At 67.5% G+C, this 26,234-nt stretch carries 19 protein-coding genes and 1 other RNA gene; 6 read left to right on the top strand and 14 right to left on the bottom strand.

Annotation, left to right across the window (positions count from 1 at the left end):
- Window positions 1–21 precede the first annotated feature (21 nt).
- From murG to CLM74_RS03315, 9 genes are read right to left on the bottom strand one after another with little or no spacing between them, the layout of a single operon-like run.
- Window positions 22–1,110, bottom strand: coding sequence for an undecaprenyldiphospho-muramoylpentapeptide beta-N-acetylglucosaminyltransferase (murG, locus tag CLM74_RS03355; protein ID WP_032974909.1), 1,089 nt, complete (start codon window positions 1,108–1,110; stop codon window positions 22–24).
- A complete protein-coding gene (gene ftsW / locus CLM74_RS03350) occupies window positions 1,107–2,426 on the bottom strand; it encodes a putative lipid II flippase FtsW (RefSeq protein ID WP_025876590.1) in 1,320 nt (439 codons plus the stop codon). Before ftsW ends, murG begins: the two co-directional genes overlap by 4 nt.
- The gene (gene mraY, locus CLM74_RS03345) at window positions 2,426–3,511 is read right to left on the bottom strand and encodes a phospho-N-acetylmuramoyl-pentapeptide-transferase (protein ID WP_025876592.1); all 1,086 of its coding nucleotides are present in this window, start codon (window positions 3,509–3,511) and stop codon (window positions 2,426–2,428) included. The genes ftsW and mraY overlap by 1 nt, the downstream gene beginning before the upstream one ends.
- On the bottom strand, window positions 3,501–4,895 hold the full coding sequence (murF, locus tag CLM74_RS03340; RefSeq protein ID WP_032974908.1) for a UDP-N-acetylmuramoyl-tripeptide--D-alanyl-D-alanine ligase: 1,395 nt from the start codon (window positions 4,893–4,895) through the stop codon (window positions 3,501–3,503). The genes mraY and murF overlap by 11 nt, the downstream gene beginning before the upstream one ends.
- Complete coding sequence (locus tag CLM74_RS03335; protein ID WP_105163454.1) at window positions 4,892–6,400, bottom strand: UDP-N-acetylmuramoyl-L-alanyl-D-glutamate--2,6-diaminopimelate ligase; 1,509 nt, start codon at window positions 6,398–6,400, stop codon at window positions 4,892–4,894. The genes murF and CLM74_RS03335 overlap by 4 nt, the downstream gene beginning before the upstream one ends.
- Window positions 6,397–8,241: a penicillin-binding protein 2 gene (locus CLM74_RS03330; RefSeq protein WP_025876598.1), complete on the bottom strand. Its 1,845-nt coding sequence runs from the start codon at window positions 8,239–8,241 to the stop codon at window positions 6,397–6,399. The genes CLM74_RS03335 and CLM74_RS03330 overlap by 4 nt, the downstream gene beginning before the upstream one ends.
- Window positions 8,238–8,501: a cell division protein FtsL gene (gene ftsL, locus CLM74_RS03325; protein WP_025876599.1), complete on the bottom strand. Its 264-nt coding sequence runs from the start codon at window positions 8,499–8,501 to the stop codon at window positions 8,238–8,240. The genes CLM74_RS03330 and ftsL overlap by 4 nt, the downstream gene beginning before the upstream one ends.
- Complete coding sequence (rsmH, locus tag CLM74_RS03320) at window positions 8,498–9,466, bottom strand: 16S rRNA (cytosine(1402)-N(4))-methyltransferase RsmH (RefSeq protein ID WP_025876600.1); 969 nt, start codon at window positions 9,464–9,466, stop codon at window positions 8,498–8,500. Before rsmH ends, ftsL begins: the two co-directional genes overlap by 4 nt.
- Window positions 9,467–9,480: 14 nt before the next feature.
- Window positions 9,481–9,882: a division/cell wall cluster transcriptional repressor MraZ gene (locus CLM74_RS03315; protein WP_189914854.1), complete on the bottom strand. Its 402-nt coding sequence runs from the start codon at window positions 9,880–9,882 to the stop codon at window positions 9,481–9,483.
- A 369-nt stretch (window positions 9,883–10,251) separates the two neighbouring features.
- On the opposite strand from CLM74_RS03315, the gene CLM74_RS03310 reads away from it, so the two are divergent.
- The gene (locus CLM74_RS03310; protein ID WP_105163453.1) at window positions 10,252–11,052 is read left to right on the top strand and encodes an NRDE family protein; all 801 of its coding nucleotides are present in this window, start codon (window positions 10,252–10,254) and stop codon (window positions 11,050–11,052) included.
- 184 nt (window positions 11,053–11,236) lie between these two features.
- On the opposite strand, the gene rnpB is transcribed toward CLM74_RS03310, so the two are convergent.
- The 3 genes from rnpB to rsmI all read right to left on the bottom strand — a co-directional run bounded on the left by rnpB (window position 11,237) and on the right by rsmI (window position 13,455).
- An RNA gene (gene rnpB, locus CLM74_RS03305) (RNase P RNA component class A) lies at window positions 11,237–11,588 on the bottom strand.
- Between the two features lie 115 nt (window positions 11,589–11,703).
- Window positions 11,704–12,468 (bottom strand): PDZ domain-containing protein, encoded by a 765-nt coding sequence (locus tag CLM74_RS03300; protein ID WP_158684099.1) that lies wholly within the window; start codon window positions 12,466–12,468, stop codon window positions 11,704–11,706.
- A gap of 168 nt (window positions 12,469–12,636) precedes the next feature.
- Window positions 12,637–13,455 carry a 16S rRNA (cytidine(1402)-2'-O)-methyltransferase gene (gene rsmI / locus CLM74_RS03295; RefSeq protein WP_025876607.1) on the bottom strand — a complete coding sequence of 273 codons (819 nt, stop codon included), beginning with the start codon at window positions 13,453–13,455 and terminating at the stop codon, window positions 12,637–12,639.
- An 81-nt stretch (window positions 13,456–13,536) separates the two neighbouring features.
- On the opposite strand from rsmI, the gene CLM74_RS03290 reads away from it, so the two are divergent.
- From CLM74_RS03290 to CLM74_RS03275, 4 genes are all read left to right on the top strand, one after another.
- Window positions 13,537–15,258 carry a penicillin-binding protein activator gene (locus CLM74_RS03290; RefSeq protein ID WP_032974902.1) on the top strand — a complete coding sequence of 574 codons (1,722 nt, stop codon included), beginning with the start codon at window positions 13,537–13,539 and terminating at the stop codon, window positions 15,256–15,258.
- Window positions 15,248–15,616: a YraN family protein gene (locus CLM74_RS03285; protein WP_025876611.1), complete on the top strand. Its 369-nt coding sequence runs from the start codon at window positions 15,248–15,250 to the stop codon at window positions 15,614–15,616. The genes CLM74_RS03290 and CLM74_RS03285 overlap by 11 nt, the downstream gene beginning before the upstream one ends.
- An 85-nt stretch (window positions 15,617–15,701) precedes the next feature.
- Window positions 15,702–16,346 carry a metal-dependent hydrolase gene (locus CLM74_RS03280; protein WP_025876613.1) on the top strand — a complete coding sequence of 215 codons (645 nt, stop codon included), beginning with the start codon at window positions 15,702–15,704 and terminating at the stop codon, window positions 16,344–16,346.
- The gene (locus tag CLM74_RS03275) at window positions 16,343–17,728 is read left to right on the top strand and encodes an FAD-linked oxidase C-terminal domain-containing protein (RefSeq protein ID WP_105163451.1); all 1,386 of its coding nucleotides are present in this window, start codon (window positions 16,343–16,345) and stop codon (window positions 17,726–17,728) included. The genes CLM74_RS03280 and CLM74_RS03275 overlap by 4 nt, the downstream gene beginning before the upstream one ends.
- 96 nt (window positions 17,729–17,824) lie before the next feature.
- Here CLM74_RS03275 and CLM74_RS03270 read toward each other — a convergent pair whose 3' ends face one another.
- Together CLM74_RS03270 and CLM74_RS03265 are read right to left on the bottom strand one after the other, a co-directional pair.
- Window positions 17,825–19,846 carry an acyltransferase family protein gene (locus CLM74_RS03270; RefSeq protein WP_105163450.1) on the bottom strand — a complete coding sequence of 674 codons (2,022 nt, stop codon included), beginning with the start codon at window positions 19,844–19,846 and terminating at the stop codon, window positions 17,825–17,827.
- A gap of 195 nt (window positions 19,847–20,041) precedes the next feature.
- A complete protein-coding gene (locus CLM74_RS03265; protein ID WP_105163449.1) occupies window positions 20,042–23,281 on the bottom strand; it encodes an autotransporter outer membrane beta-barrel domain-containing protein in 3,240 nt (1,079 codons plus the stop codon).
- Window positions 23,282–23,611: 330 nt separating this feature from the next.
- Here CLM74_RS03265 and CLM74_RS03260 point away from each other — a divergent pair, with 330 nt between their 5' ends.
- Window positions 23,612–26,023, top strand: a complete 2,412-nt coding sequence (locus tag CLM74_RS03260; protein ID WP_105163448.1) for an autotransporter outer membrane beta-barrel domain-containing protein — start codon at window positions 23,612–23,614, stop codon at window positions 26,021–26,023.
- Window positions 26,024–26,234: the final 211 nt, after the last annotated feature.

Below are 26,234 nucleotides of genomic sequence, written 5' to 3'. Positions count from 1 at the left end.
AGGCGCTGGAGCGTGCCTTCTTCATACAGCTTCCTCGAGAATGATATCGGCGATGCGCTCGGCGGCATCGACCTTGGCCAGGGCACGCGCGGCTTGCGCCATCTGCATGCGGCGGGCGGGATTTTCGGACAGATCACGCAGCAGCGCGGCAATGCCGTCTGCCAGCGTTTCGTCCTGCTTCAGCAATACGGCTGCATCGCGCTCGACCAGGTACTCCGCGTTGCGGGTCTGGTGATCGTCGACAGCAGCGGGGAATGGCACCAGCACGCTGCCGATGCCGACCGCGCAGAGTTCGGCCAGCGTGGACGCGCCGGAACGGCACACCACCAGGTCGGCCCAGGCGAAGGCTTCGGCCATGTCGGCGATGAACGGTGTGACCTCGCCCTGCACGCCGGCCTTGGCATAGGCCTCGACCGCTTCGGCATGCAGCTTCTCGCCGCTCTGGTGACGCACCACCACCGGCACCTGCGCACCCAGGCTGGCCAGTGCCTGCGGCACGCCACTGTTGAGCGCGCGGGCACCCTGGCTGCCGCCCAGCACCAGCAGGCGCAGCGGACCGCTGCGATCGGCCAGCCGCTGCTGCGGCGGCGCGACGGCGGCGATTTCGGCGCGCACCGGATTGCCCACGAACTCTTCGCGTGCAGCGAAGGTGCCCGGGAAACCGGTCAGCAGGCGGCGCGCGTAGCGCGACAGGATGCGGTTGGTCAGGCCCGGCGCGCGGTTCTGTTCGTGCACGATCAGCGGCAGGCCGTGCAGGCGCGCGGCCATGCCACCGGGGCCGGAAGCGAAGCCACCGAAGGCGACCACCGCACGCGGCTGGCGATCACGGATGATCAGGCCGGCCGCACGCAGCGCGCGCATCAGGCGCCATGGCGCGGCCAGCAGAGCCAGCTTGCCCTTGCCACGCAGGCCAGTGATGGCCAGCGTATCGATGGCGATGTCGTGCTGCGGCACCAGGCGGGTTTCCATGGCGCCATCGGCACCCATCCAGGTGACCGGCACGCCACGCGCGCGCAGCACGCGGGCCACGGCCAGGCCCGGGAAGATGTGCCCGCCGGTACCACCGGCCAGGATCATCACCGGCCGGTTGTTGTTCTGGGCCGCGCTCATCCGAGCCTCCCGAAGGTGGGTTCGACGCGCGACTGCAGGCGGCTGGTGCCACGCACGGCGGCCGGCTCGGCCGCGGCCGGTTCGGCAGCCATCGGCACGTTCTTCGCCACCGGTGCAGCAGAAGGCTCGGCGGCGGCAGGCCCGGCAACATCGTCGGCGGCGCCCATGCGCACGGCCTGGCGGCGCTCGGCGCGCTTCAGTTCATAGGACACGCGCAGCAGCAGGCCCATCGCCACGCAGGTCATCAGCACCGACGAACCACCCGACGAAATCAGCGGCAGGGTCAGCCCCTTGGTCGGCAGGATGCCCAGGTTCACGCCGATCGAAACGAAGGTCTGCATGCTGATCCACAGGCCGATGCCGAAGGCGATGTAGCCGGAGAAGTGGCGCTTCATTTCCACGCAGCGCATGCCCAGCCAGAAGGTGCGGCCGACCAGCAGTGCGTACAGGGCCACGATCACGCAGGTGCCCAGGAAGCCGAATTCCTCGGCGGTGACCGAGAAGATGAAGTCGGTGTGCGCCTCGGGCAGGTAGTACAGCTTCTGCACCGAATTGCCCAGGCCAACGCCGGTCCACTCGCCGCGGCCCACCGCCATCAGCGCGTTGGACAGCTGGTAGCCGTCGCCCTGCTGGTCGGCCCACGGGTCAAGGAAGGAGGTGATGCGGCGCATGCGGTACGGCTCGATGATCGCCAGCGCGCTCATGCCGACCAGGCCGATCACCACCGGCATCGACATGCGCGGCATGTTCACCCCGCCCAGCACCAGCATGCCGGCGGTGATCGCCAGCAGCAGGGTGGACGAGCCGAAGTCGGGCTGCAGCAGCAGCAGCACCACCAGCGCACCGGCCACGCCCAGCGGCTTGAGCATCGCCGGCCAGGTCGCGTTGACCTCGTCGCGGAAGCGCACCAGGTAGCTGGACAGCCAGACGATGTAGAGCACCTTCACCGCTTCGACCGTCTGGAACTTGGAGATGCCCAGGTTGATCCAGCGGCGGGCACCGTTGACGCTGCTGCCCAGGCCGGGCACGAACACCACCACCAGCAGCGCGAAGCAGCCCAGCAGCAGCATCTGGTTGTACTGCTCGATGGTCTTCAGCTCGGTACGCGCGGCGAAGATGGCCAACACGATGCCGACCGCCAGGAAGATCAGGTGGCGGTTGAGGTAATAGAACGGGCTGCTCATCAACGCGATCGAGCTGGACGCCACCATCACCACGCCCAGCCCGGTGAGCGCGATCATCGCGCCGAGCAGCCACTTGTCGTAGCTGCCACCGATGGCCTCAAGGCGTGTTGCCTGGTGCGACAGGTCATTCATCAGCGTACCTTCAACGTGGCCAGGCCGATCAGCACCAGCACGACGGAGATGATCCAGAAGCGCACGATCACGCGCGGCTCCGGCCAGCCCTTCAGTTCGAAGTGGTGGTGGATCGGCGCCATGCGGAACACGCGCTTGCCGGTCAGCTTGAACGAGGCGACCTGGATCATCACCGACAGCGTCTCGATGACGAACACGCCGCCCATGATCACCAGCACCAGTTCCTGGCGGGTGATCACCGCGATGGTGCCCAGCACCGCGCCCAGCGACAGCGCGCCGATATCGCCCATGAACACCATGGCCGGATAGGTGTTGAACCACAGGAAGCCCAGCCCCGCGCCGGCGATCGCCGCACAGATGATGACCAGCTCACCGGCGCCCGGAATCTGCGGGATCTGCAGGTAGTTGGCGAACACTGCGTTGCCCGAGGCATAGGCGAACACGCCCAGCGCGCAGGCCACCAGCACCGTCGGCATGATCGCCAGCCCGTCCAGACCGTCGGTCAGGTTGACCGCGTTGGAGAAGCCGACGATCCAGAAATAGGCAATGGCCACGAAGCCGATGCCGGCCAGCGGCAGCGCCACCGATTTGAACATCGGGATGTAGAAGGTCAGCGCCGCCGGTACGTCGGCGGTCTGGAACAGGAAGATGCCCGCAGCCAGGCCGAAGATCGACTGCAGCAGGTACTTCCAGCGCGACTTCAGGCCGTTCGGGTCGCGACGGACGATCTTGATCCAGTCGTCGTACCAGCCGATGGCGCCGAAGCACAGCATCACCGCCAGCACCAGCCACACGTAGCGGTTGCGCAGGTCGGCCCACATCAGCACCGACAGGGTGACGGTGAGCAGGATCAGCGAACCACCCATGGTCGGCGTGCCGGCCTTGGAGAAATGGGTCTGCGGACCATCGGTCCGGATCGGCTGGCCGCCCTTGAACTGGGCAAGCTTGCGGATCATCGCCGGGCCGAGCCACAGCGACAGGAACAGCGCCGTCAACGCGGCAAGGATGGCGCGGAACGTCTGGTAGTTGAACAGCCCGAACAGGCTCTCCAACTGCTGCAACCATCGAGCCAGTTCATACAACATGCGGGGATTCCTCTCCTTGCGCCAGCAGCGCTTTGACAATCGTGTCCATGGCGCTGCCACGGGAACCCTTGACCAGGCAGCGCACGCCGGCGTGCAGCGCTTCCTTCAGCGCCTGCGACAGCGCGTCATGGGTGGTGAAATGATGTCCGCCCTCGCCAAACGCAGCGGCGGCAGCGGCGCTGAGCGGGCCCAGCGCATACAGGCGCTTGAGGCCGGCGGCACGCGCGCGGATGCCCGCCTGTGCATGCAGCGCCTCGGCGTCGGCGCCCAGCTCGCGCATGTCGCCCAGCACCAGCCAGCCCTCTTCCGGGGCGGCGGCCAGTGCGTCGATGGCGGCGGCCAGCGAACCAGGGTTGGCGTTGTAGCTGTCGTCCACCAGCACCGCGCCGTTGTGCAGCTGATGGGCGATCTGGCGGCCCGGCACTGGCTGCGCTTCCGCCAGGCCGGTGGCCACCAGTGACAGCTCGATGCCGGCGGCAAGCGCCAGGCTGGCGGCGGCCAGCGCATTGCTGATGTTGTGGCGGCCCGGCAGGCCCAGCACCACGCCCGCCTCGCCCATCGGCGTGACCAGGGTGAAGCGGCTGCCCTGCGCACCGGCGCGGATGTCGCGCGCGGTGACGTCGGCGGTGTGTTCCAGGCCATAGCGCAGCACCCGGCAACGTGCCGGGGTACCGATGAAATGCTGTTCGAACCAGCGCCCGTAGGCATCGTCGGCGTTGATCACGGCCACGCCATCGGCAGGCAGCGCGGCGTAGATCGCGCCCTTGGTCACCGCCACGCCGAGCAGGCTGCCCATCCGCTCCAGGTGGGCCGGGGCGATGTTGTTGACCAGGGCATAGCGCGGGCGCGCGATGTCGGTCAGGTAGGCGATGTCGCCCGGCTTGCCGGCGCCCATCTCGTAGACGGCGTAGTCGGCATCTTCCGGTGCGTCGATCACCGCCAGCGGCAGGCCGATCTCGTTGTTGCGGTTGCCCGGGTTGGCGTAGACCACCTTGTGCGCGTGCTGGGCCACCTGCTGCAGGATCGCCAGCAGCAGGCTCTTGACGCTGGTCTTGCCGTTGCTGCCGGTGATGGCGAACAGTTCGGTCGCGCGGTCGCGCTGCATGCCGGCGGCGATCTTCGCCAGCGCGCGCTCGCTGTCGGCCACCAGCACCTGCGGCAGGTCCAGCGGCAGCAGGCGTTCGACCAGCAATGCACTGGCGCCACGTGCCTGTGCGTCGGCAGCAAAATCATGGCCGTCGAAGCGTTCGCCACGCAGCGCCACGTACAGGCTGCCCGGGCCAAGGCTGCGGGTATCGTTGCTGACCGCGTCGATGGCCACGTCGTCGCCGTGGATCTCGCCACCGGCCCAGTGCGCGATCAGCGAAAGCAGGGTGCGCTTCATGCGGCGCCCTCCCCGGTCTCGGCTGCTAGAACACCGGCCTTCGCAGCCAGCGCGGCAGCCGACACTTCGGTGTCGTCGAAGTCATGCCGCACGCCATTCACTTCCTGGTAGGGCTCGTGGCCCTTGCCGGCGATCAGGATGATGTCGCCGGCACCAGCGCGCTTCACCGCCAGGCCGATCGCACGCGCGCGGTTGCGCTGCACGGTCACGGCCGAGGCATCGGTGAAGCCAGCCAGGATGTCGGCCACGATCACGTCGCCGTCTTCGCCACGCGGGTTGTCGTCGGTGACGATGACCTGGTTGGCCAGGCGCTCGGCAATGGCAGCCATCTGCGGGCGCTTGCCGGTATCGCGCTCGCCACCGCAGCCGAACACGCAGAACAGCGTGCCCTGCAGGTGGCCGTGCAGGCTGTCCAGCGCCTGTTCCAGCGCGTCGGGGGTGTGTGCGTAATCAACCACCACGGTCGGCAGGCCATCTTCGCCGCCCAGGCGGTTCATGCGGCCACGGATCGGCTGCAGTGCCGACAGCACCTCGGCGATGCGCGGCAGCGGATGCCCCAGCGCATGCAGGCTGCCGGCCACGGCCAACAGGTTGTCCACGTTGAAGCGGCCCAGCAGCGGCGACTGCACTGCAGCGCGCTGGCCGTCGATGACCAGTTCGAAACCGATGCCGCGGCCGTCCAGCTGCAGCGCTTCAGCGCGCACGCTGGCACCGTCGGCACCACGCGAGCTCAGGCCAATGGCCTGCACGCCCGCCGGCAGACCGGCGAACAGCTGGCGACCGAACGCATCGTCAAGATTGATGACCGCCGCCTTCAGGCCCGGGCGATGGAACAGCCGCGCCTTGGCCGCGCCGTAGCTGGCCATGTCACCGTGGTAGTCAAGGTGATCGCGGGTGAGATTGGTGAACACCGCCACGTCGTAGTGCACCGCATCCACGCGGCCCTGGTCCAGCGCATGCGAGCTGACTTCCATCGCCACCGCGCGCGCGCCATCGTCGCGTAGCTGCGCCAGCAGCGCATGCATCTGCAGCACCAGCGGGGTGGTGAAACCGGTCGGCTCGACCGCACCATAAAGTCCGGCGCCCAACGTGCCGATACTGCCACTGGGCGTACCGAGCAGATGCCAGGCCTGGGCCAGCAGCTGCACGGTGGAGGTCTTGCCGTTGGTGCCGGTCACGCCAACCATGGTCATCGCCCGCGAAGGCGCGCCATGGAACTGGTCGGCCATTGCCCCCAGACGCGCGCGCAGGTCCGGCACGGCGATGGCATCGGCCGGTGCAGGCAGCTCGGCAGGCGCCGGCGCTTCGAACAGGATGGCGCCGGCACCGGCAGCACGCGCCTGCTCGACAAAACCCAGGCCATGCGCGCCGAAACCGGCGATGGCAACGAAGGCATTGCCGGGGCGCACGGCACGGCTGTCCAGCACCAGGCCGGTCAGAACGGGATCATGGCCCGCCAGGGCCACGTCCGGAAGCAACTGCGAAAGCAACATCGAAGGGCTCATTGCGTGCCTCCCGTGGCGGGCGGCACATGGGGGTGCGCGCTGGGCAGCGCGGCATCGAATTCAGCGGCGGCATCCACCGGCAGTGCGGCTTCGGCCGGCGGCACCGGCAGCACCGAGGCCGAATGCCCGATCTTTCCGGACTGCTGGGCAGCCAGCCACGACTGCAGGTCATCCAGCGGCACGTCCATCAGGCGCAGGGTGCCTTCCATCACGTTGTGATAGACCGGCGCCGACACCAGGCCGCCGTAGAACTTGCCGCCCTGCGGATCGTTGATGACGATGACGGTGGCAAAACGCGGATTGGTGGCCGGCACCACGCCGGCGAACAGCGCGTTGTAGTGACCGCGCTCGTAGCCACCGGGGCCGGTCTTGCGCGCGGTACCGGTCTTGCCGGCCACGCGGTAGCCCAGCACCGCCGCCTGCTTGGCGCCGCCCTGGGTGACCACCGTTTCCATCATCGCCACCACCTGCTTGGCGACGTTCTCGTCGATGATCTGCTGGCCTTCGTTGCGCTGGCCCTTGACGAAGGTCGGCGCGATCAGCTTGCCGCCGTTGGCCAGCGCCGAGTACGCGGTGGCGATCTGCAGCGGCGTGACATTCAGGCCATAGCCGTAGGACATGGTCGTCTTGGTCGCGCCGTCCCAGTTGGCGGGGCGCCGCACGACACCGCCGGACTCGCCGGGGAAGCCACTGTGCGGCACCGAGCCGTAGCCGAAACGGCGCACGCCGTCGTAGAACACCTGGTCGGGCATCTTCGCGGCGATCTTGGCCGCGCCGATGTTGGAGCTGCGGGTGATCACACCGGTGACGTTCAGCACGCCGTTGTTGCGCGGCACATCGCGGATGGTGAAACGGGCAACCTGCATGTAGCCCGGGTTGGTATCGATGATGGTGTCCTTGGTCACCACCCCGGACTGCAGCGCGGTGGCGATGGTCAGCGGCTTCATCGTCGAACCCGGCTCGACCAGATCGGTCACCGCGCGGTTGCGACGCGTGTCCGGCACCGCGCCGTTGAGCGAGTTCGGGTTGTAGGTCGGCAGGTTGACCATGGCCAGGATCTCGCCGGTGGTCACGTCCATGATCACCATCGAGCCGCCGGCCGCCTTGTTGGCCACCAGCGCGTTGCGCAGTTCCTTGAAGGCCAGGTACTGGATGCGGCGGTCGATGCTGAGGGTCAGATCCTTGCCCGGCTCGGCCGCACGCAACAGATCGCTTTCGACCGTCTCGCCCTTGCGGTTGCGGATCACCCGCTTGCCGCCGGGCTTGCCACGCAGCCATTCGTCGAATGCCAGCTCCAGGCCTTCCTGGCCGCGGTCGTCGATGTTGGTGAAGCCCAGCACGTGTGCCATCGCTTCACCCTGCGGGTAGAAGCGTCGGAACTCGCGCTGCGCGGCCACGCCCGGAATCTTCAGCGCGACCACGCGCTCTGCCTCGTCCGGATTGATCCGGCGACGCAGGTACATGAATTCCTTGTCCGACTTCTGCGACAGGCGGCTGCTCAGCTCGTCCACCGACATACCCACCGCCTGTGCCAGCTCGGGGATGCGCTCGGGCGAACGCAGCAGGTCCTGCGGGTTCACCCAGATCGAGGCGACCGGGGTGGACACCGCCAACGGCTCGCCGTTGCGGTCGGTGATCATGCCGCGCGAAGTCTTGATCGGCAGTTCGCGCAGGTAACGCGCTTCGCCCTGGCGCTGGTAGAAGTCGCTGTTGATGATCTGCACGTAGGCGGCACGACCCACCAGCGATACCGAGCACAGGCCGAGCGCCAGGGCCACCCAGCGCAGGCGCTGGCGCAGGTTGAAGGCGTTGCGTGGACGGTTGCGGCCGGTCTTGCTCATGGGCGCACCACCACCACGTCGGCGGCTTCGGGGAACTTCATGCCGAGCTTTTCGCGGGCGATGCTGTCCACGCGGTTGGCTTCGGCCAGGGTCGCCTGCTCCAGCTGCAGGCGGCCGAATTCGATGTTCAGGTCATCGCGTGCACGCTCGGCGCGCGACAGCTCGATGAACGTCTGCCGGTGACGGTGACGCACGAACACGACGCCGATCGCCGAGGCCACGGTGCAGGCCAACAGGATGATCAGCAGCAGCCGGCTCATGCATCGGCCTCCCGCTTCTGGGCCACACGCAGCACGGCGCTGCGGGCGCGCGGGTTCATCGCCAGCTCTTCGTCGGTGGCCTTGATGGCACCGCCGATCAGGTCCAGGGTCGGCACGAAGGCCTGCGCCTCGGGCAGCCGGCGGTTGGCCGGCGGTGCCTTGGCCAGGCGGTTCATGTACTGCTTGACGATGCGGTCTTCCAGCGAGTGGAAGCTGATCACCGCCAGCCGGCCACCGGGCTTCAGGCGCTCCACCGCCGCGTCCAGGCCGGCTTCGAGGTCGGCCAGTTCACGGTTGATGTGGATGCGGATGGCCTGGAAGCTGCGCGTGGCCGGATGGATCTTGTCCTTGCCGCGCGGCATCACCGAGGCGATCAGTTCGGCCAGCTCGGCGGTACGGGTGAACGGCTGCTTTTCGCGGCGGGCCACGATGGCGCGGGCGATGCGCCGGCTCTGCCGCTCTTCGCCGTAGGTCCACAGCACGTCGGCGATCTCGCGATCTTCCACGCGGTTGATCCACTGCGCAGCGCTTTCGCCACTGTCCGGGTCCATGCGCATGTCCAGCGGGCCGTCCTTGCCGAAGCTGAAGCCACGCTCGGCCACATCCAGCTGCGGCGAGGACACGCCAAGGTCGAACAGCACGCCATCCAGGCCTTCGGCGGTCTCGTTCCACTGCAGCAGCTGGGCGAAGCTGCCACGGAAGATCGACACGCGCGGGTCCGGCGCGAAATCGCGCTCGGCAACGGCAATGGCTTCCGGATCCTTGTCCATGACCAGCAGGCGTCCCTCGGGACCGAGCTGGGTGAGCACGCCACGTGCATGACCGCCACGACCGAACGTGCCATCCAGATAACGTCCGTTTTCGATCACCCTCAGGCCTTCCAGGACCTGGGTGTACAGGACCGGCAGATGCACCGCCGGCGACTGCGACACCGGAAGGTGACCGGTCTGCGCTTCTGGGCGCATCCGGGCACCCCGGCTCACAACTTCAGGTCGAGCAACCCATCACCCAGATCCTCATCAGACAACGTCTGCTGGATCAGGGCCCGATGCGCCTGCTCGCTCCACAATTCGAATTTGTCGCCCATACCGAGCAATACCGCCTTCTTCTCAATGCCCACCGCACCGCGGTGGCTGGCGGGAATGCTGATGCGACCGTTGCCGTCCAGCTCCAGGTGGGCGGCTGAACCGACCAGCTTCTGCTGCAGCAGACGTACGACGCGCTGTGTGTTGGGTTTGGACATGACGTCGTCGCGTACCCGCTCCCATTCCGACTCGGCGTACAGCCACAGGCAGCCGGATTCGAAGGGGTTGTAGGTCAACACGAGACGGTTGTTGCTGACGCGCGCAACCAGGTCGCGGTGAGCGGTGGGAACCGCCATGCGTCCTTTGTCGTCAACTGTGATGGCCGTCTCGCCCTGGAACACGACGCCTGCACCTTATCCTTCGCCCGGTGAAACATTGAACCACGAAAATCCACAAAACACCCGGATTTCCCTCTGATGCCCACCTTAGCAGCGGCCCAAGGGTTGTCAACAACTTTTCAGCAGGGAAATCGCCAGCCGCATCAATGGTTTGCGCCGATGTTTAGAGAGTTGTTCAAGGTTTATCCACAAGTTGCTGATCCGTCTCAATTTTTGAGATTGAACGGAAGTTCAGGGGTGTGGAGGGCGCGTGAAACATGGGCTGCGCATTCATCCGGAACGGGCCGAAAGCGACGTCGGACTGCGCAAACCGGGCACAATGGCGCCATGTGCCTGCTTGCTATTGGCTGGTTGCACCACCCGCGCTGGCGGCTGGTGATGGCCGGCAACCGTGATGAGTTCCACGCCCGCCCGACCGCGGCCCTGGCCCCCTGGCAGGATGAGACGTCGGTCATCGGCGGACGCGACCTGCGCTCGGGCGGCGGCTGGGCCGGGGTGGGTGCCGGCGGCCGGATGGCGGTGGTGACCAACGTCCGCGATCCGCAGGCTTCCCAGACCGGGCCATCGCGTGGCGCCCTGGTGGCCGACTACCTGCGTGGCCGCGATCCGGCGGGCATACATATAGAACGCCTGGCCGGGATCTCCACTGCCTATGCCCCGTTCAACCTGCTGCTGGCCGATGGCCACAGCCTGGAGTATCTGGGCAACCACCCGGCCGAACGGCAGACGCTTGGCCCGGGCGTGCATGGCATGTCCAACGGCGCGCTTGATGCGCCCTGGCCGAAGACCCGGCGGCTGATGGATGCGCTGTCGGCGTGGCTGGAGCAAGACGGGGTCAGATTCCTTTCCCAACGGGAAAAGGATCTGACCCCGGACCTGAGCCCAGACCTGACCCCACTGTGGGATGCCCTGGCCGATGAACATCGCCCGGTCGACAGCGACCTGCCCGATACCGGCATCGGCTTGGAACGCGAACGCTGGCTCAGCCCCGCCTTCATCCGTGGTGACGATTACGGCACCCGCGCCAGTACCGTGCTGCTGATTGATGGCAACGGCCACGGCGAAATCCACGAGCGCCGCTTTGGTCCGCAGGGCGTACCCAGCGGACAGGGTCACGTCATTTTCTGACTGGAACGGTAGTGCCGGCCGCTGGCCGGCAACTTCTGCATCTTCGGGCATGTCACGCGGTTGCCGGCCAGCGGCCGGCACTACCAGATCCACACACCCTGCGTGGAGGGCGATAGGTAGATCCACGCCATGCGTGGATGGGGTAGATCCACACCCTGCGTGCATGGATGTGGATGGAATGAAGGGGCGGAGCCGGCCGATAAGCCGGGTTCTGTCGTGGACAGTCATTCCTCTAGGCGTTACGTCGCCGCAACGCTCAAGCAACCTACCCGGATCCAACGCGGGCCGCGCCAATGGATCCCTATTTGGTCTTGCTCCAGGTGGGGTTTGCCGTACCGGTCTGTTGCCAGACTCGCGGTGCGCTCTTACCGCACCATTTCACCCTTACCGGCCTTCCGAAGAAGACGTAGGCGGTATCTTTCTGTTGCACTTTCCGTCGGCTTGCGCCGCCCAGGCGTTACCTGGCACCTTGCCCTATGGAGCCCGGACTTTCCTCGGCACCCCCGAAGGGATGACGCGACTGTCTGGCCGACTCCGCCGCGCGCATTCTAGCGTACGCGGGCCCGCCCTGCCGGTTTGATTGCGGCGTGCGGTTCATCTGCCCCAGCAGTAGAGCCACGCCACGCGTGGCTGCGCACCGCACCTGCAGGCTCAACGCGCCAGCAGCGCTGCCCGCGATTGGAGCACCAGCCCGATATCCAGCTCCTGCGACGAGGCCCCGGTTGCCAGATCCAGCACCGTGCGGCGCACCTTCAGCTGGATGCGATCACCGGGCGCGTACGCGCGAAGGACCTGTTCGATGCCGTAGGTCGTCGCCACGGCGGTGCCCTGCACCGACAGCACCTCGTCATTTGCCTTCAGGCCGGCCCGCTCGGCGTTGCTGCCGTTGAGCACGTGATTGACCAGCGTCCCTCCCGCCATCCCCAACCCCAGCACGGGCCGCAACGCGTCGGCGCGCTCATCGACGGCACCTTTGGCCGAGCGCGACATCTCGGTGTGGGCGAGCAGGCGCCCCTCCATACGTTCATCGAAATGCGGGGCCTGCATGGCGAACGCGCCACATTCCAGCACGCCACGCAGCGGCGGCTGCTTGTAGCTGCCGTGCAGCGCCTCGCGCAGCCGCGTCCACTGGCGCGCACTTACATACCGGTGCTGGCTGGCCGCCATCTGCTGGTAGGCCTGCTCGATCGCTTCGCGCGCAGCGGGGTCCACCTGCGGGCAGCCCTCGGCCAGGTCCACGGCCTCCCGTGCGGCGGTGTAGATGACGATCGCGTGGTTGCCTTCCACATACGGGCCCTGCCGCAACTGCACCAGGCCAGGATCGAACAGCTCATAGCCGGTGAAGCCACGCCCCAGATCCGATGGGTCGATCTCCTCGCCCGCCCACGCGTGGGCGGAAACGACCAGAGCCAACACCAGTGAAAGTCCTTTTGCCGACATCGTCCTCATCCTTGTCCAGGGCCACTTCATCCACGCATGGCGTGGATCTACTGCATTCCGGGCTGTTTTCATCCACGCATGGCGTGGATCTACTGCACTCCGGGGTGTTTTCATCCGCGCATGGCGTGGATCTCCTTCACCCACTCAACTGCCGTACAACGCCTTGCGCGGTGCGCCGGTCAACTCGGCCGCCAGCTTGGCCGCGGTCGACGGCGGCAGGTGCTCGCTCAGCTTGGCGTAGACGTGCCGGCCATGAGCCAACTGCGCCTCGGCATCGTCACCGGCGCCCTGCACCATCACCACGAACTCGCCCTTGCGCTGGTTGTCATCGGCTTCCACCTGCGCCAGCAACCCGGCCAGGTCGCCATCCAGCACGGTCTCGAACAGCTTGGTCAGCTCGCGCGCGAGCACAGCCGGGCGCTCGCCGCCAAAGATCGCCGCCATGTCGGCCAACGACTCGGTGATGCGGTGCGAGGATTCGTAGAAGACCATCGTGCGCACTTCGCCGGCCAGCCCCTGCAGGCGATCGCGGCGGCCGCTGGCCTTGGCCGGCAGGAATCCCTCGAAACTGAAGCGGTCGCTGGGCAGGCCGGCGACGCTCAGCGCAGCGATGGCCGCGCAGGCGCCGGGAATCGGGCTGACCTTGATGCCGGCAGCACGCGCGGCACGCACCAGCCGGAAGCCCGGATCGCTGACCAGCGGGGTGCCGGCATCGCTGACCAGCGCCAGCGACTCGCCCGCCTGCAGCCGCGCCACCAGGCGCTGGGCCAGGGCCTCTTCGTTGTGTTCGTGCAGGGCCACCAGCGGCTGCTGGATGCCGAAATGGGACAGCAGCTGGCCACTGCGGCGGGTGTCCTCGGCGCAGATGGCCGCCACCGAACGCAATACCTCCTGCGCGCGCGGGCTCAGATCGGCCAGGTTGCCGATCGGCGTGGCGACGACATACAGGGTTGGGACACTCATTTCAGCGGTACTCACGGGGCAAGGGTAGAATCCTAGCGTGTACCTGGCCAAGGCCGCTGCCCTCATCGCATGGACCCGATCATGAACAAGCCCGCCGCACGCATCTCTGCCCTGTCGCTGTCGTTGATGCTGCTGGCCGGTTGTGCCACCACCAGCCTCGTCAGCACGCCCGAATCGCCGGCCCAGAGCCAGGCGCTGGCGCTGATTGAACAAGGCAAGCCGCGCGACGCCGCCCTGCAACTGGAAGCGCTGGCCGCGACCCTGCGTGGCGGCGCCCGCAGCAACGCACTGGCCGATGCGGCCTGGGCCTGGCACCTGGCCGGCGACAGCGCACGCGCGCGCAGCCTGCTGGGCCAGGTGACCGCCCGCCAGCTGACCGGCGCCAGCCTGCAGCGTTACCAGCTGGCCAGCGCCGAGCTGGCGCTGGCCGACAAGCAGCCGGCGCAGGCACTGGCCCTGCTGAAGGATCATGCCGACAACGTGCACCCGAGCCTGCGCACGCGCTGGTCGCTGGCCCGCGCCAGTGCCCTGCAGGCCACCGGCGATGCCTTTGGCGCCGCCACCGAACGCGCCCGTGCGCATGCCGGCCTGACCGGCACCGCGCGCAGCGAAAACCAGGCCGCCATCTCCGGCCTGCTCGGCACCCTCGACGATGCCACCCTGCGCAGCCGCGCCGCCGCCTTGCCGGCCAATGACCCGCTGTACAACTTTGCAGGCCGTGCACTGATCGCCCGTGGCCTGCCGCTGCCGCGCCCGTTCGATCGCGATGGCGCTGCCCAGTTCGACACCAGCAAGCGCCCGCCGGCGATGAGCGATGGCTACCGCCCGCCGGCCAAGCTGGCCGTGCTGCTGCCGCTCAGTGGTCGCCTGGCCACTGCCGCACAGCCGGTGCGCGATGGCCTGCTCAGCGCCTACTACGGTGAAACCCGCCGTCGTCCGGAGGTCAACTTCTTCGACACCGCCGGTACCCCGGCCGGTGCGCTGGCCGCGTATGACAAGGCCGTGGCGTCCGGCGCCGACTTTGTGGTCGGCCCGCTCGGCCGCGACGAGGTGGATGCCGTGTACGGCCGCCAGCAGCTGCCGGTGCCGGTGCTCGGCCTGAACCGCGGCAAGGATGCACCGCCCGCTGGCAGCGCCGGTTTCTCGCTGGCACCGGAGGACGACGGCATCGTCGCCGCCGAATACATGCGTGGCCGCGAGCGCAGCAAGGCGCTGGTGATCAACAGCAGCGACGACACCGGCCGCCGCGCCGCTGCCGCCTTCGCCCAGCGCTTCGCCCAGCGCGGCGGCAGCGTCGCCGCCACCATCGCCATCAGCGAAACCGTGGGGGATGTCAGCGCGCAGGTGCGCAACGCCGGCGCGGTCGATGCCGTGTTCCTGGCCGTACGTGCACCGCAGGCCCGCCTGCTGGCCCCGCAGCTGGCGCTGGCCGGTGCCGGTGGCGCCACCCGCGTGGGTACCTCGCAGCTGACCACCGGCAGTGGCAAGGTCGAAGAAGACGTGGCGCTGGACGGCATCATCTACCCGAACGAAGCCTGGAACGTGCGCAGCGTGTCCGGCGTGCCGTCCGCTGCCCAGGTCGCGCAGACCCTGCCCAGCGCGCGCGGCGCCGCCAGCCGCCTGTTCGCCTTCGGCGCCGATGCGTGGAAGATCAGCGCCTACCTGGACAAGCTGGCCACCGAAGGCGGCCTGGACGGCGCCACCGGCACGCTGTACCTGGACAGCAACGGCAACATCCTGCGCCAGCCGGCATGGTCGACCTTCAGCGGTGGCCGGCCGATGCCGATCGCCGGTGGTCGCTGAGCACCTGCAACGTGGCTCGGCGGTGGAAGCCGCCGCCGAGCAGCATCTGCAGCAGGCCGGGTTGCGGCCGCGCGCACGCAACGTGCGTTATCGCGGCGGTGAACTGGACCTGGTGATGGATGACGCCGGCACCGTGGTGTTCGTGGAAGTGCGCTACCGCGCGCGACAGGACTTCGGTGGCGGCGCGGCCTCGGTCGATCCGCGCAAATGCCGGCGCCTGATCCACGCGGCGCAGCTGTACCTGCAGGAACACCCCGCCGTGGCCAATGCGCCCTGCCGCTTCGACGTGGTTGAAGCCACGGGCGAACCACCGCAGCTGCACTGGCTGCGCGATGCGTTCCGGTTGGATGATTGCTGATGGGTACCCTTTGCCGGCCAGCGGCCGGCACTACCCATCGGATCTGTAGCCGGCCAGCGGCCGGTGCTACCGGAGCCGATGCCTGATGCCTTCGATCATCACCCACGCGGCGGTGCCACTGGCGTTGTGGTGCGCTGCTGATCGCGGCCGCATTCCGCCGCGCCTGCTGGGCGCGGGCGTGATCGCGGCGATGCTGCCCGACGCCGATGTACTCGCGTTTGCCCTGCACATTCCCTACGCCGATGCGTTCGGCCATCGCGGCGCCAGCCACTCGCTGCTGTTCGCCCTGGTGCTGGCCGTGTTGGCGGCGGTGCTGGCGTTCTTTGGTAGCCGCCGACCTGGGTCGGCGCCGCTCAGCTCCGGTAGTCGCCAACCTTGGTTGGCGGTGCTGTGCCAACCAAGGTTGGCACCTACCACGGCAAAGCCAACCTTGGCATCTACCGTACAAGCTGCAGCGTTTGTGTTCGTCTGCGCCGCCAGCCATCCGCTGCTGGATGCGTTGACCTCCGGCGGCCTTGGCGTTGCGCTGGCCTGGCCCTGGAGCGAACACCGCTTCTTCGCACCCTGGCGGCCGATCCGCGTGTCGCCGTTCGCGCCGCAGTTCTTCAGCGCGCGCGGCCTGGCCACCCTGCTGTCGGAACTGCGCTGGGTGTGGCTGCCGCTGGCCGGCGCTGTCATCGCCTGGAAACTGATTCACCCCGCCCCTGCTGCCCCACGAGATCTGTCATGAGTACTGCCCTGCCCTCCGCATTGGTTGCCGAACTGTCCGCCCTGCTGGGCAGCGACGGCTGGCGCATGGATGACTGCGCACTGGAGGCGAACGCGCAGGACAACTCGTGGCGCCACCAGCGCCCGGCTGCGGTGGCACTGCCGGCCGACATCGAACAGGTGCAGGCGCTGGTGCGTGCCTGCCGCGCGCATGGCGTGGCCCTGGTCGCGCGCGGTGCGGGCACCGGCACCACCGGCGCCGCCGTGCCAGTGCCCGGCAGCATCGTGCTGTCGTTCACCCGCATGGACCGCATCCTCGAGATCCGCGCCGGTGACCGCTGCGCGGTGGTGCAGCCGGGCGTACTCAACGGAACGCTGCAGCAGGCGCTGGCACCGCACGGCCTGTTCTGGGCACCGGACCCGTCCAGCGCCGAGATCTGCAGCATCGGCGGCAACCTCGCCTGCAATGCCGGTGGTCCGCGCGCGGTGAAGTACGGCACCAGCCGCGACAACGTGCTGGGCCTGGTAGCAGTGACAGGTACCGGCGAGGTGATCCGCTGCGGCGGTGCCTACACCAAGGACGCCACCGGCTATGACCTCACCCACCTGCTGGTCGGCAGCGAAGGCACGCTGGCGCTGATCGTGGAAGCCACGCTGAAGCTGACCCCGCTGCCGGTCAGCCAGGCCGGGCTGCGTGTGCTGTACCGCGATGCCGACGCGGCCGCCGCTGCCGTCTCGCGGCTGATGTCGCAGCCGGTCGTTCCCACGCGCTTGGAATTCATGGACGCACGCAGCCTGGAGCTGCTGCGCCTCAACGGTGCCGACGTACCCGACGCAGGCGCGATGCTGCTGGTCGAGGCCGATGGCGACCACGACACCCTGCCCTATCTGCTGCAGGCATTGGCGACCGCCGCCGAAGGTGACGGCATGATCGCACTGGACGTGGCAATGGAAGGCCGCGCGCGCGACCAGCTGTGGGCCGCACGCAAGGCCTTGTCACCGGCGCTGCGCAGCGTCGCCCCGGGCAAGATCAACGAAGACGTAGTGGTACCGGTATCGCGCATCCCCGATCTGGTGGCCGGCGTGCAGGTACTGGCCCGCGACTATTCGCTGACCATCGTCACCTTCGGCCATGCCGGCAACGGCAACCTGCACGTCAACATCCTGTACCACCCGGACGATGCCGACGAGAACGCACGCGCGCATGCCGCGCTGCCGAAGATCTTCGAACTGACGCTGGCGCTGGGTGGCACGCTGTCGGGCGAACACGGCATCGGCCTGGCCAAGCGTGATTTCATGGCGAAGGCGTTCACCGCGGAAACGCTGGCGGCGATGCGCGCGATCAAGGCCGCGCTGGATCCGGATGGCATCCTCAACCCGGGCAAGGTGCTGCCGCCGGCATAGGCCGCGGAGGGCGGCAGAGCTGAGCCATGCGCGGCTCGCCGCGTTCCGCGCGGGCTTGCGCGAGCGGAACGGAGAGCAGCAAGCGCGGGCTCGGCTCTACAGTGGATTGTCGCCCGCAATATCGATCAGGGTCTGCCGGAAGCTGGGCAAAAGCACGCGGTTGCCATGGCCGCTCAGGTGATCGTTGTCGAAGAACAGCGGTTCACCGTCCTGCACCGCCGAGCAGGTATCCGGCCCGCACAGCAGCGGCAGCGGATCCCACACGGTCAATGACGGGTAACGCGCGGCCAGCTCGGCCAGCAACGCCATCTGCGGTGCACGCAGCATCTGCAGATCCGCGCGCGACATGCTCAGGCCACCGACGCACGCCGGATTGCGACGGTTGAACCAGTCCGAGCAGCGGTAGGCCCCGGCCTTGAACAGCGGCAGCGGTGCATCGATGACCACGTGCACGCCCAACCGCTGCAGGCGGCCCAGCACACGCTCGGCTTCATCATGTGCCGCCTGCGCATGCGCGGGCGTGCGTTCGGCCAGCAACTGCCGATAAATCTGCTGTGCGTCCTGTTGCTGCCAGTCGAACCCTCGCAGCTCCGGCATGCGCAGCGCCGCCAGCAACACGATGTCACCCGGGCGCGCGTCGCGTTCGATGGCCGACAGGCTGTCCTCGATGAAGTCCTGGCAGTCGGCCGGGCTGGCCCGCAGCAGATTGACGAAGCTGCAGCCGCCGCGATCCTCCTGGCGGATCTCCATCCCGGTCTGTCGCGCGACCATGCTGGTCATCGTGCGGTAGGCCGCCGCATGCGAGTCGCCCACAACAAACAGGCGTCGCCCTTCAAGCGCCGGTGCGCCCACCGGTTCCAGCGGTCGCCACGCCGGGTAGCGACGCGCCTGCCATGCGTAGCCATCACGGGTGACGCTGAGCGAAATCTGCTCGTGATACTCCACCGTCGCCCAGGCACCGGCGCCGCACAGCGCCACCACCGGCAGCGCCATCGCCAGCACCTTCGCCGGCGCCATCCGCAACAGCGGCAGCGCGCTGCGCAGCGGACGTTCAATGTAATGGTAGGAAGCGGCCGACACTGCCAGCAGCAGCACCGGATACAGCCACAGCGCAGCGCCCTGCAGCCCGTAGGTCCAGCGCAGCAGCACCAGCAGTGGCCAATGCCACAGGTACAGGGAATACGACAGGCGCCCCAAGTAGGACAGCGGTGCCCAGCCCAGGGCGCGGCCGACCCGCGATTGGCCATGCCCGGCTACCGCCGCCAACAGCAACAGGGTGCCGACCACCGTGGCCAGCACACCCGGCACCGGCATGGCCAGTTGCGGCGCGACAAGTACGCCCGCCAGCAGCAGGGCCAGGCCGGGCAGTGCGAGCGCATCCCCGCGCTTGCCGGGACCGCGCGCGCTCATCCACTGGTACAACAGCGCACCGGCCGCCAGTTCCCAGAACCGCGACGGCAGCATATAGAACGCCGCCGCCGGGGCCGTCTGCGCCTGCCAGGCCGCCCACGCCAGCGACAGCACCGTGAGCGCCGGCAACAGCACACGCGACCACGGCCAGCGGTCGCGGCCGCGCAACCAGACGAAGAACAGCAGCGGGAACACCAGGTAGAACTGCTCCTCCACGCCCAGTGTCCAGGTGTGCAGGAACGGATTGAGTTCCGCGCCGGGAGAGAAGTAGTCATCCTGCTGGCCGGCCAGTACCACGTTGCTGAAACCCACCAGCGCCGCCCAGCCGGTCTGGTCGAACTGCTCGTTGCGCCAGGCGCGGGGAATGAACAGCGCCGACAGCACGAAGGTGGCCATCAGCATCACCAGCAGCGCCGGCAACAGGCGCAGCACGCGACGCCGGTAGAAATCGAGCAGCAGCGCGCCCAGTGGCATGCCTGCACGCGCAGCCAGCGATTGGCTGATCACGAAGCCGGAGACCACGAAGAACAGGTCCACACCGGTGAAACCACCGGGCAGCCACGCCGCATTCGCATGGAAGACGATGACGGCCAGCACGGCCAGTGCACGCAGGCCATCGATGGCAGCGTTGTGGGAGCGTTCGGGGTGAAGCATGCGGGCGACCGTCAGCGAGCGATCCGGCAGCATGGCCAGCGCTGGCGCAGTCATTCAATGGACAATCGCGACAGACGTGGACATCGTTCATGTCCGATCCCAACTCAGCGCGATGGTAGAGCCGAGCCATGCTCGGCTGCTCTTCGTTCAGATCGCGATGAGCCGAGCGTAGGCTCGGCGCTACAGCAGCAGCCAGGGGTCAGAGCCCATTGCCGTGGCAATGGGATCCGCCCCCCGCTGCACGCCCGCTTACCAGGCCATGCGCAGGCCCACCTGGCCGCCCACGTTGCGGTAACCGTGGTCGCCGCGCTGCACGCTCAGGCCGCCCCATGCACCCCAGCGCTGGCCCAGCTTCAGCTCGGCACCGGCCTGCACTTCGTATCGGTTGCGCGGCACATCCGCGCCCACCGTGTCACCGTTGAACTGCAACGCGCTGGTGCCGCTGCCACGCAGCCAGTTCACGCCCAGGTAGGGCTGCACCACACTGCCCGCCGCGGTGCCGCCACCGAACACGCGCACGCCCACGCGTCCGTTCAGGCCACCGGCATCGGCACGATCGATCACCGTGCCGTTGTGCTCCACATGACGATCGGCGCGGAACTCCGCGTACGACAATTGCAGCTGCGGCTGAAGGTACAGCTGGCTCGACGCCCCCTGCCAGACGCTGAAGGTGTAACCCGCCTCCAACGACGTGCTGATCGTGCGCGAATCGTACTGCTCCGGCTCCAGGCCGATGCCCTGCACCCGGTTGTCGAAACGACCGTACTGCACGTTCGCATCCACATAGGCGCCGTGAGCGCCCTCGGCGTCCTGCAACCAGGTGCCATAAACACCCAGCGCACTACCACGCACGCGGCCGGTAGCGGTGTAGCCGGTCAGATCCGAAACGACGCGGTTGTCGGCGCGGCCACTGCCCAACATCACCCCGAAGGCGGCGCTGCCCCGACGCAGCAGGTCGCTGCCGATCTGCAGTACCGACGTATTGCCGTCCACCGACAGCTGACCACCCACCGCAGTGAAATCTGCATTGCTGCGGCCTACGCGCGCCCACGCAGTGCGCTCGCTGCCGATGGCGCCGGTGCGCTCATGCATGCGGTGGGCAAACATGTTGATGGCGGCCGACTGATTGGCAAGATAGGCACCTGCCTCGGGGCGCAACACCGGCGGCGGCCGGATCGGGTCCACCGGCCCCACGCCCTCGCCACCGTCCCCGCCCTCACCCGGGTCCGGGCCCGGGTCCGGGCCTGGATCAACCGCACAGCCCGGCGCCGTCGGATCGTCCTGGCACACATCGAACCATTCCGAGCGCAGGTACCAGTTGCCGTCGGAAGGATCGGCAAGACCGCCCTGGAACAGGAAGTACTCGTACGAACCGCCCACCGCGCGGCCGGCCAGCGCGTAGCGCGCCAGTGATGCACCGTCCACTTCGATCAACGGGATGCCATCGGTCGTCTGAGCGCCGACACCGCCGATGTTCTTCACCGCGATGTTGGCATCACCCGAGGTATTCCCCCGCACATGCAGGCGATCAATCGCACTGTCATCGCTCGCCAGTGCGCCCTGGAACAGGAAGGTGGCACCTTCGCTGTGCAGGTCGCCGTCTACGGTAAGCGTGTTGAAGCGGCCGATGCCGTCGGACAACGCCAGCCCGCTGTTGAGCACCTGCAGTTCATTGACCGCGGCGTCACCGACCAGCGTCCAATGGCTGCGGCCTTCAATGACCATGGTTTGCACCAGGCCGGAAGAACCCTGCCACAGCGAGCCATCGGTCAGTCTTACGTGCACATCGGACTGTGGCACCAGGCCGGCATCCTCATCCTCCGGAGTAATCACGATGTCGCCAATCATCTGCGCATGCTCTTCCAGCAGCACATCGAAGCGCCCCGCCACAGCCGCATCCAGCGCCAGTGCAATGCCATTGCCGCCAGACACCAGCGCACCGCTGGTCAAGGTCAGTCCCGGGTCACGGCTGCTGCGCAGCCACACACCGCCATGCTGTGCACTGACCAGCGAGCTACCGTCGATGCGCATGCGGCCGTTGTCATTGATCACCGCTGCCCACGCGCCTTCGCCTTCTGCGTAAACCTGGGTGTGGTCCAGCGTCATCTCGCCGACTCCACCGGACAAGACGCCGTGCGAGTTGACGCCGGTAGTGCGCACCACGCTGTTGACCAGGTGCACGGTACCGCCCAGGCGCGCAATGGCACCGATGGCGCCGGCGCCTTCGGTCAGGATGTCGGTCAGGTTGGCAGTCGCAACCGGGCGAGCACCAGGGCGACCTTCGGCATACAGGCCATGACCATTGAGGCCTTGGGTGCGCAGCCGGCTGGACGCGATCCGCGTCGTTCCCCCGTACAACGCCACTGCCTGCCAGCGGTCACCTTCGGCAGTGATCTGCGAACTTTCAATCTCCAGTTCACCGTCATTCATCAGTTGCACACCTTTGCCATCACGCGCGGTGATGACCGATCCAACCACCGTGGCCTTGCCATCAGGCTGGTTGACGTCGATGCCAATGCTGTTGCTGAGCAACTGGCTGTTGCGCAGGGTCAGCTCAGAACCTTCGGTCATGCTGATGCCGAAATGACCGGACAGATCTACACCGTCCAGCAGCAGCGTGCCGCCGCCACCGGTTTCAAAGCTGACCGCACTTGCGCCGTCGCCGCGAGCATGGACGCTGCCGCCCCGCATCTGGATTTCGCCACCGACATACAGCCCTATACCGGAACGCTCATGGCTCAGCTCGATGTCCACATCCTCCAGCACCGCCCTGCTACCCGCCGCCACCAGCACCCCACCGGCGCCTCCGCCCGTGCCATTGATCTGCACCGACCGCAGGGTGGCATCAGCTGCCCCCTGCACCCAGACGCCGGTGCCGCTACCGCCCAGGTCGATACGTACGCGTTCGGCCTGCAGCGTGCCGCCACGAAGATCCAGACCACTGGAACTTCTACCGTTGATTTCGATCACGCTGTCCGAAACTTGCGCCGCACCACCGCTTACCGACACCCCGTGGGACGCACCGCCATCGGTGGTGATGTTCACCCGGTCCAGCATCAGCCTTCCATCGATGGACTCGGCGCCATTGGCCGCGTCACCCTGGGTATGCACACGGGTGCCGATCGCCTGTATCACGCCGCCATTGGCAGCAGACAGCCCTGCGGCGCCGTAACCGGAGGTCAGGACACTGCCCTGCTGCAGCTCAATGCGGGAGCCGGCGCCCTCCGCGCGTGCACCTGCCGCGCGCAGGCCTTCGGTGCGCAGGTTGACCTCACCGGCCGGCACCAGGGTTCCGCCGTTGATGGCATAGAACGCATAGCCGGACGCGTTGCCAGGCTCGACCGGATCGGTGGTGTGGTAGTCGCCGGCCGGCGGCGTCAGGTCATCACCATCGGCGATGATCTGCTGGGACGCGGCGGAAAATGCGGTACTGAACACACTGGCCAGCGCCAGCGACAAGGCGTGGTGGCGGGGGGTGAAACGCTGCATGGCAAACCTCGACAGAGAGGGCGCCATCGTGGCGGCAGGTCAGGACTGCCACCATCGAATGCATTGCAAATTGCCCTGCAACCTTCCGCCGCAGGTTCGATCGCGTGCCTGAATCGATCGTATCCAAGCGCTGCTGGCCGGCCGGCTTTACAACTAATTGCATGGGATGGCCCTGCAGCGGGGCCGACACTGGCGGCCGAAAGAGACACGCACCTTCGCAACCAGCACGAATGCATTCACCCCCGCATCACGTGCTTTTGGCCTTTCCAACCCTGGCTTTACCCCGGGCAACGCTGCGTGTAGCACCGTTTCCACACAGAGGACACCCCGATGAACACTCTCCCGATTCAGAGCAGCCGGCCGGTACCCAAGGCGCTGGCGTGGGCACTGATGTCCGCCTTGGCGGGCGCGCCGCTGCCTGCCGCATTCGCCGGGGATCTGGACAACCAGACTGCGGAAGTCACTGAGGGCGACCCGGTTGAGGCCTGGACCTTGGTCAATGGCTCGAAGCTGGCGGTCCGCAATGCCAAGACCGCAAGCATCTGGGCCGACAGCGGCTCGGAGGTCGTGCTCACGGGCGCCACCGTAACCCGTCCTGTTGGCGATTCAACACGCAATCATGATGCCATACTGCTTTTCGACGGCGCCACACTGCGGGCCAACGACAGCCATCTGGTCAACGGCGGGCTGCTCCTCAATGGCGGAGCCTCTGCAGAACTGGTGAACAGTTCCATCGTAGTGACCGCGGCCAGTCTGCCGTCGTCGCGCCGACGCTCGGTGGGTGTCGATCTGGCCCCACTAGCCGGTGGTGGCGCGCCCGATGCCTCCGCCCGCCTGGATGGCACGCTGGTGCAGGTGGAAGATGCCCCGGACCTCAGCCAGCCGTTCAATAGCGGGTTGGGGGTCCGCATGCGGTACGGCCGTCTGGACATTGTCAATGGTTCGCGCGTGATTGGCGCCAATGTCGCGGCGTTCCTGTTTGCCGGATCGGCGGTCGGACACGTCGTGCTCAACGTCGACAACTCGACCTTGCAGTCCGGCCGAGGCGCAGCTATCCACGTGATGCCGGGCGGTGAGGCAACTTATGACATCAGCATCGCCAATGGCTCGCAGCTGTCAAGCGCCGATGGGCATCTGCTGCGGGTGCGCGATGAGGCCGGCAGACCGCCCACGTCCTTCAGCACAGTCAACTTCGCGGTCGACAACGCCAAGCTCTCCGGCGATATCTCCCTCGACCCCGCGCTTGTGGGAATGGCCAGCATCGATGTCACGCTGCGCAACCAGGCGCAGATCGATGGCCGTTTCATCAATGTCACCAGTGCCACCATCGGTGGCGACAGCACCTGGCTGATGACCGGCGACAGCAACGTCGGCGCGCTCACCCTGGGTGCCGGTGGCACCGTTGCACTGGGCAGCGGCAGCAGCTTCAACACGCTCACTGTGGATGAATTCACCGGCAACGGCGGCACCCTGCTGTTCAACACCCAGCTGGGTGACGACACCTCGCTGAGCGACAAGCTGGTCATCAACGGCGATGCCAACGGCCAGGCCAATGTGCGCGTGCTCAATGCCGGCGGCGCTGGCGCCAAGACCGACCGCGGCATCGAGCTGATCGATATCGGCGGTGCGTCCAATGCGCAGTTCGACCTGGTCGGCCGCGCCGTGGGCGGGCAGTACGAGTACTTCCTGGTGAAGGACGCCAACGGCAACTGGTACCTGCGTTCGCAGACCGGCGCCGGCCCGGATCCGTGCGTGGTCGATCCCACCCTGCCCGAGTGCAAGCCGATCGACCCGGTGGACCCGGTGGACCCGATCGAGCCGCCGCCGCCGATTCTGCGCCCGGAAACCGGCGCCTACCTGGCCAACCAGTTCGCGCTGGACCAGATGCTGCGCCATCAGTACCGCGACCGCCAGGGCGGCGCCGCAGCGGCGGATGGCATCCGCGGCTGGGCCCGGGTGGATGCCACGCAGAGCAAGCTGGGTGCGGTGGATGACCAGCTCGACCTGCGTGTGGATCGCTCGCGCCTGCAGCTGGGTGCGGACGTGGGGGTGTTCGACAACGGTCGTGGCCGCGTGGGCGTGATGGGTACCGTCGCGCAGTCCAGCGCCACCTCGCGCTCGGACCTGACCGGCTACAGCGCACGCGGCAAGGTGGAAGGTGGCGCGCTGGGCGTGTATGGCAACTGGAGCACCGATGCGCTGTATGTGGATGCCAGCGTGCAGCGCGGCCAGTTCCGCAACCGCGTGCAGGGCGAAGGCCTGGCCGAGGAGCGCTACGACTCGGATATCTGGCAGTCGTCCGTGGAAGCCGGTTACCGCTTCGGCATCGGCCAGATCGGCAGCACGACGCTGAGCCTGCAGCCGGAACTGCAGTTGGTCTACACCGACGCGAAGACCGACGTGCATACCGAAACCAACGGCACCGTGGTGCGTGCAGCGGGCGACAGCGGCCTGTCCGGTCGTGCTGGCCTGCGCCTGCAGGGTGAAGGCCACTCGGCGGCGGGTGCCTCGGTCAGCCCGTATCTGGCGGCCAACTGGTACCGCGATGGTGCCGGCAATGGCATCGCCTTCGACGACGAAGTGCTGAAGGCCGGCATCCCGCGCAACCGCTATGAACTGAGCGCGGGTGCGCGCGTGGAATTCCGTTCCGGGCTGAGCGCATGGGGCGGGTTTGGGGTGATGCGTGGTGACAGTGGCTACCGCGAAGCGACGGCGAACCTGAGCGTCGCCTACAAGTGGTGATGTAAACACGAACGGCGCCGGAGAGATCCGGCGCCGTTCTGGTTTCTGCTTTCTGTAGCGCCGCTGCAAGCTCGGCTGCCTGCAGCGCATCCACCACGTGGGCGCCGCCGATGGTCAGCCGTGGCCGGACAAAGAACGCAAGCAGTGCTTTGGCATTGCGGTGGCACGCATTGATCACGCCGATGCTGCACTGACGTTCACCGCCGAGGGT

This window comes from Stenotrophomonas sp. MYb57, assembly GCF_002966815.1.
In the GTDB taxonomy this organism is placed as follows: Bacteria; Pseudomonadota; Gammaproteobacteria; order Xanthomonadales; family Xanthomonadaceae; genus Stenotrophomonas; species Stenotrophomonas indicatrix.
Note: the sequence above shows the minus strand (reverse complement) of the source record. Positions and strands in the feature narration are given on the sequence as shown.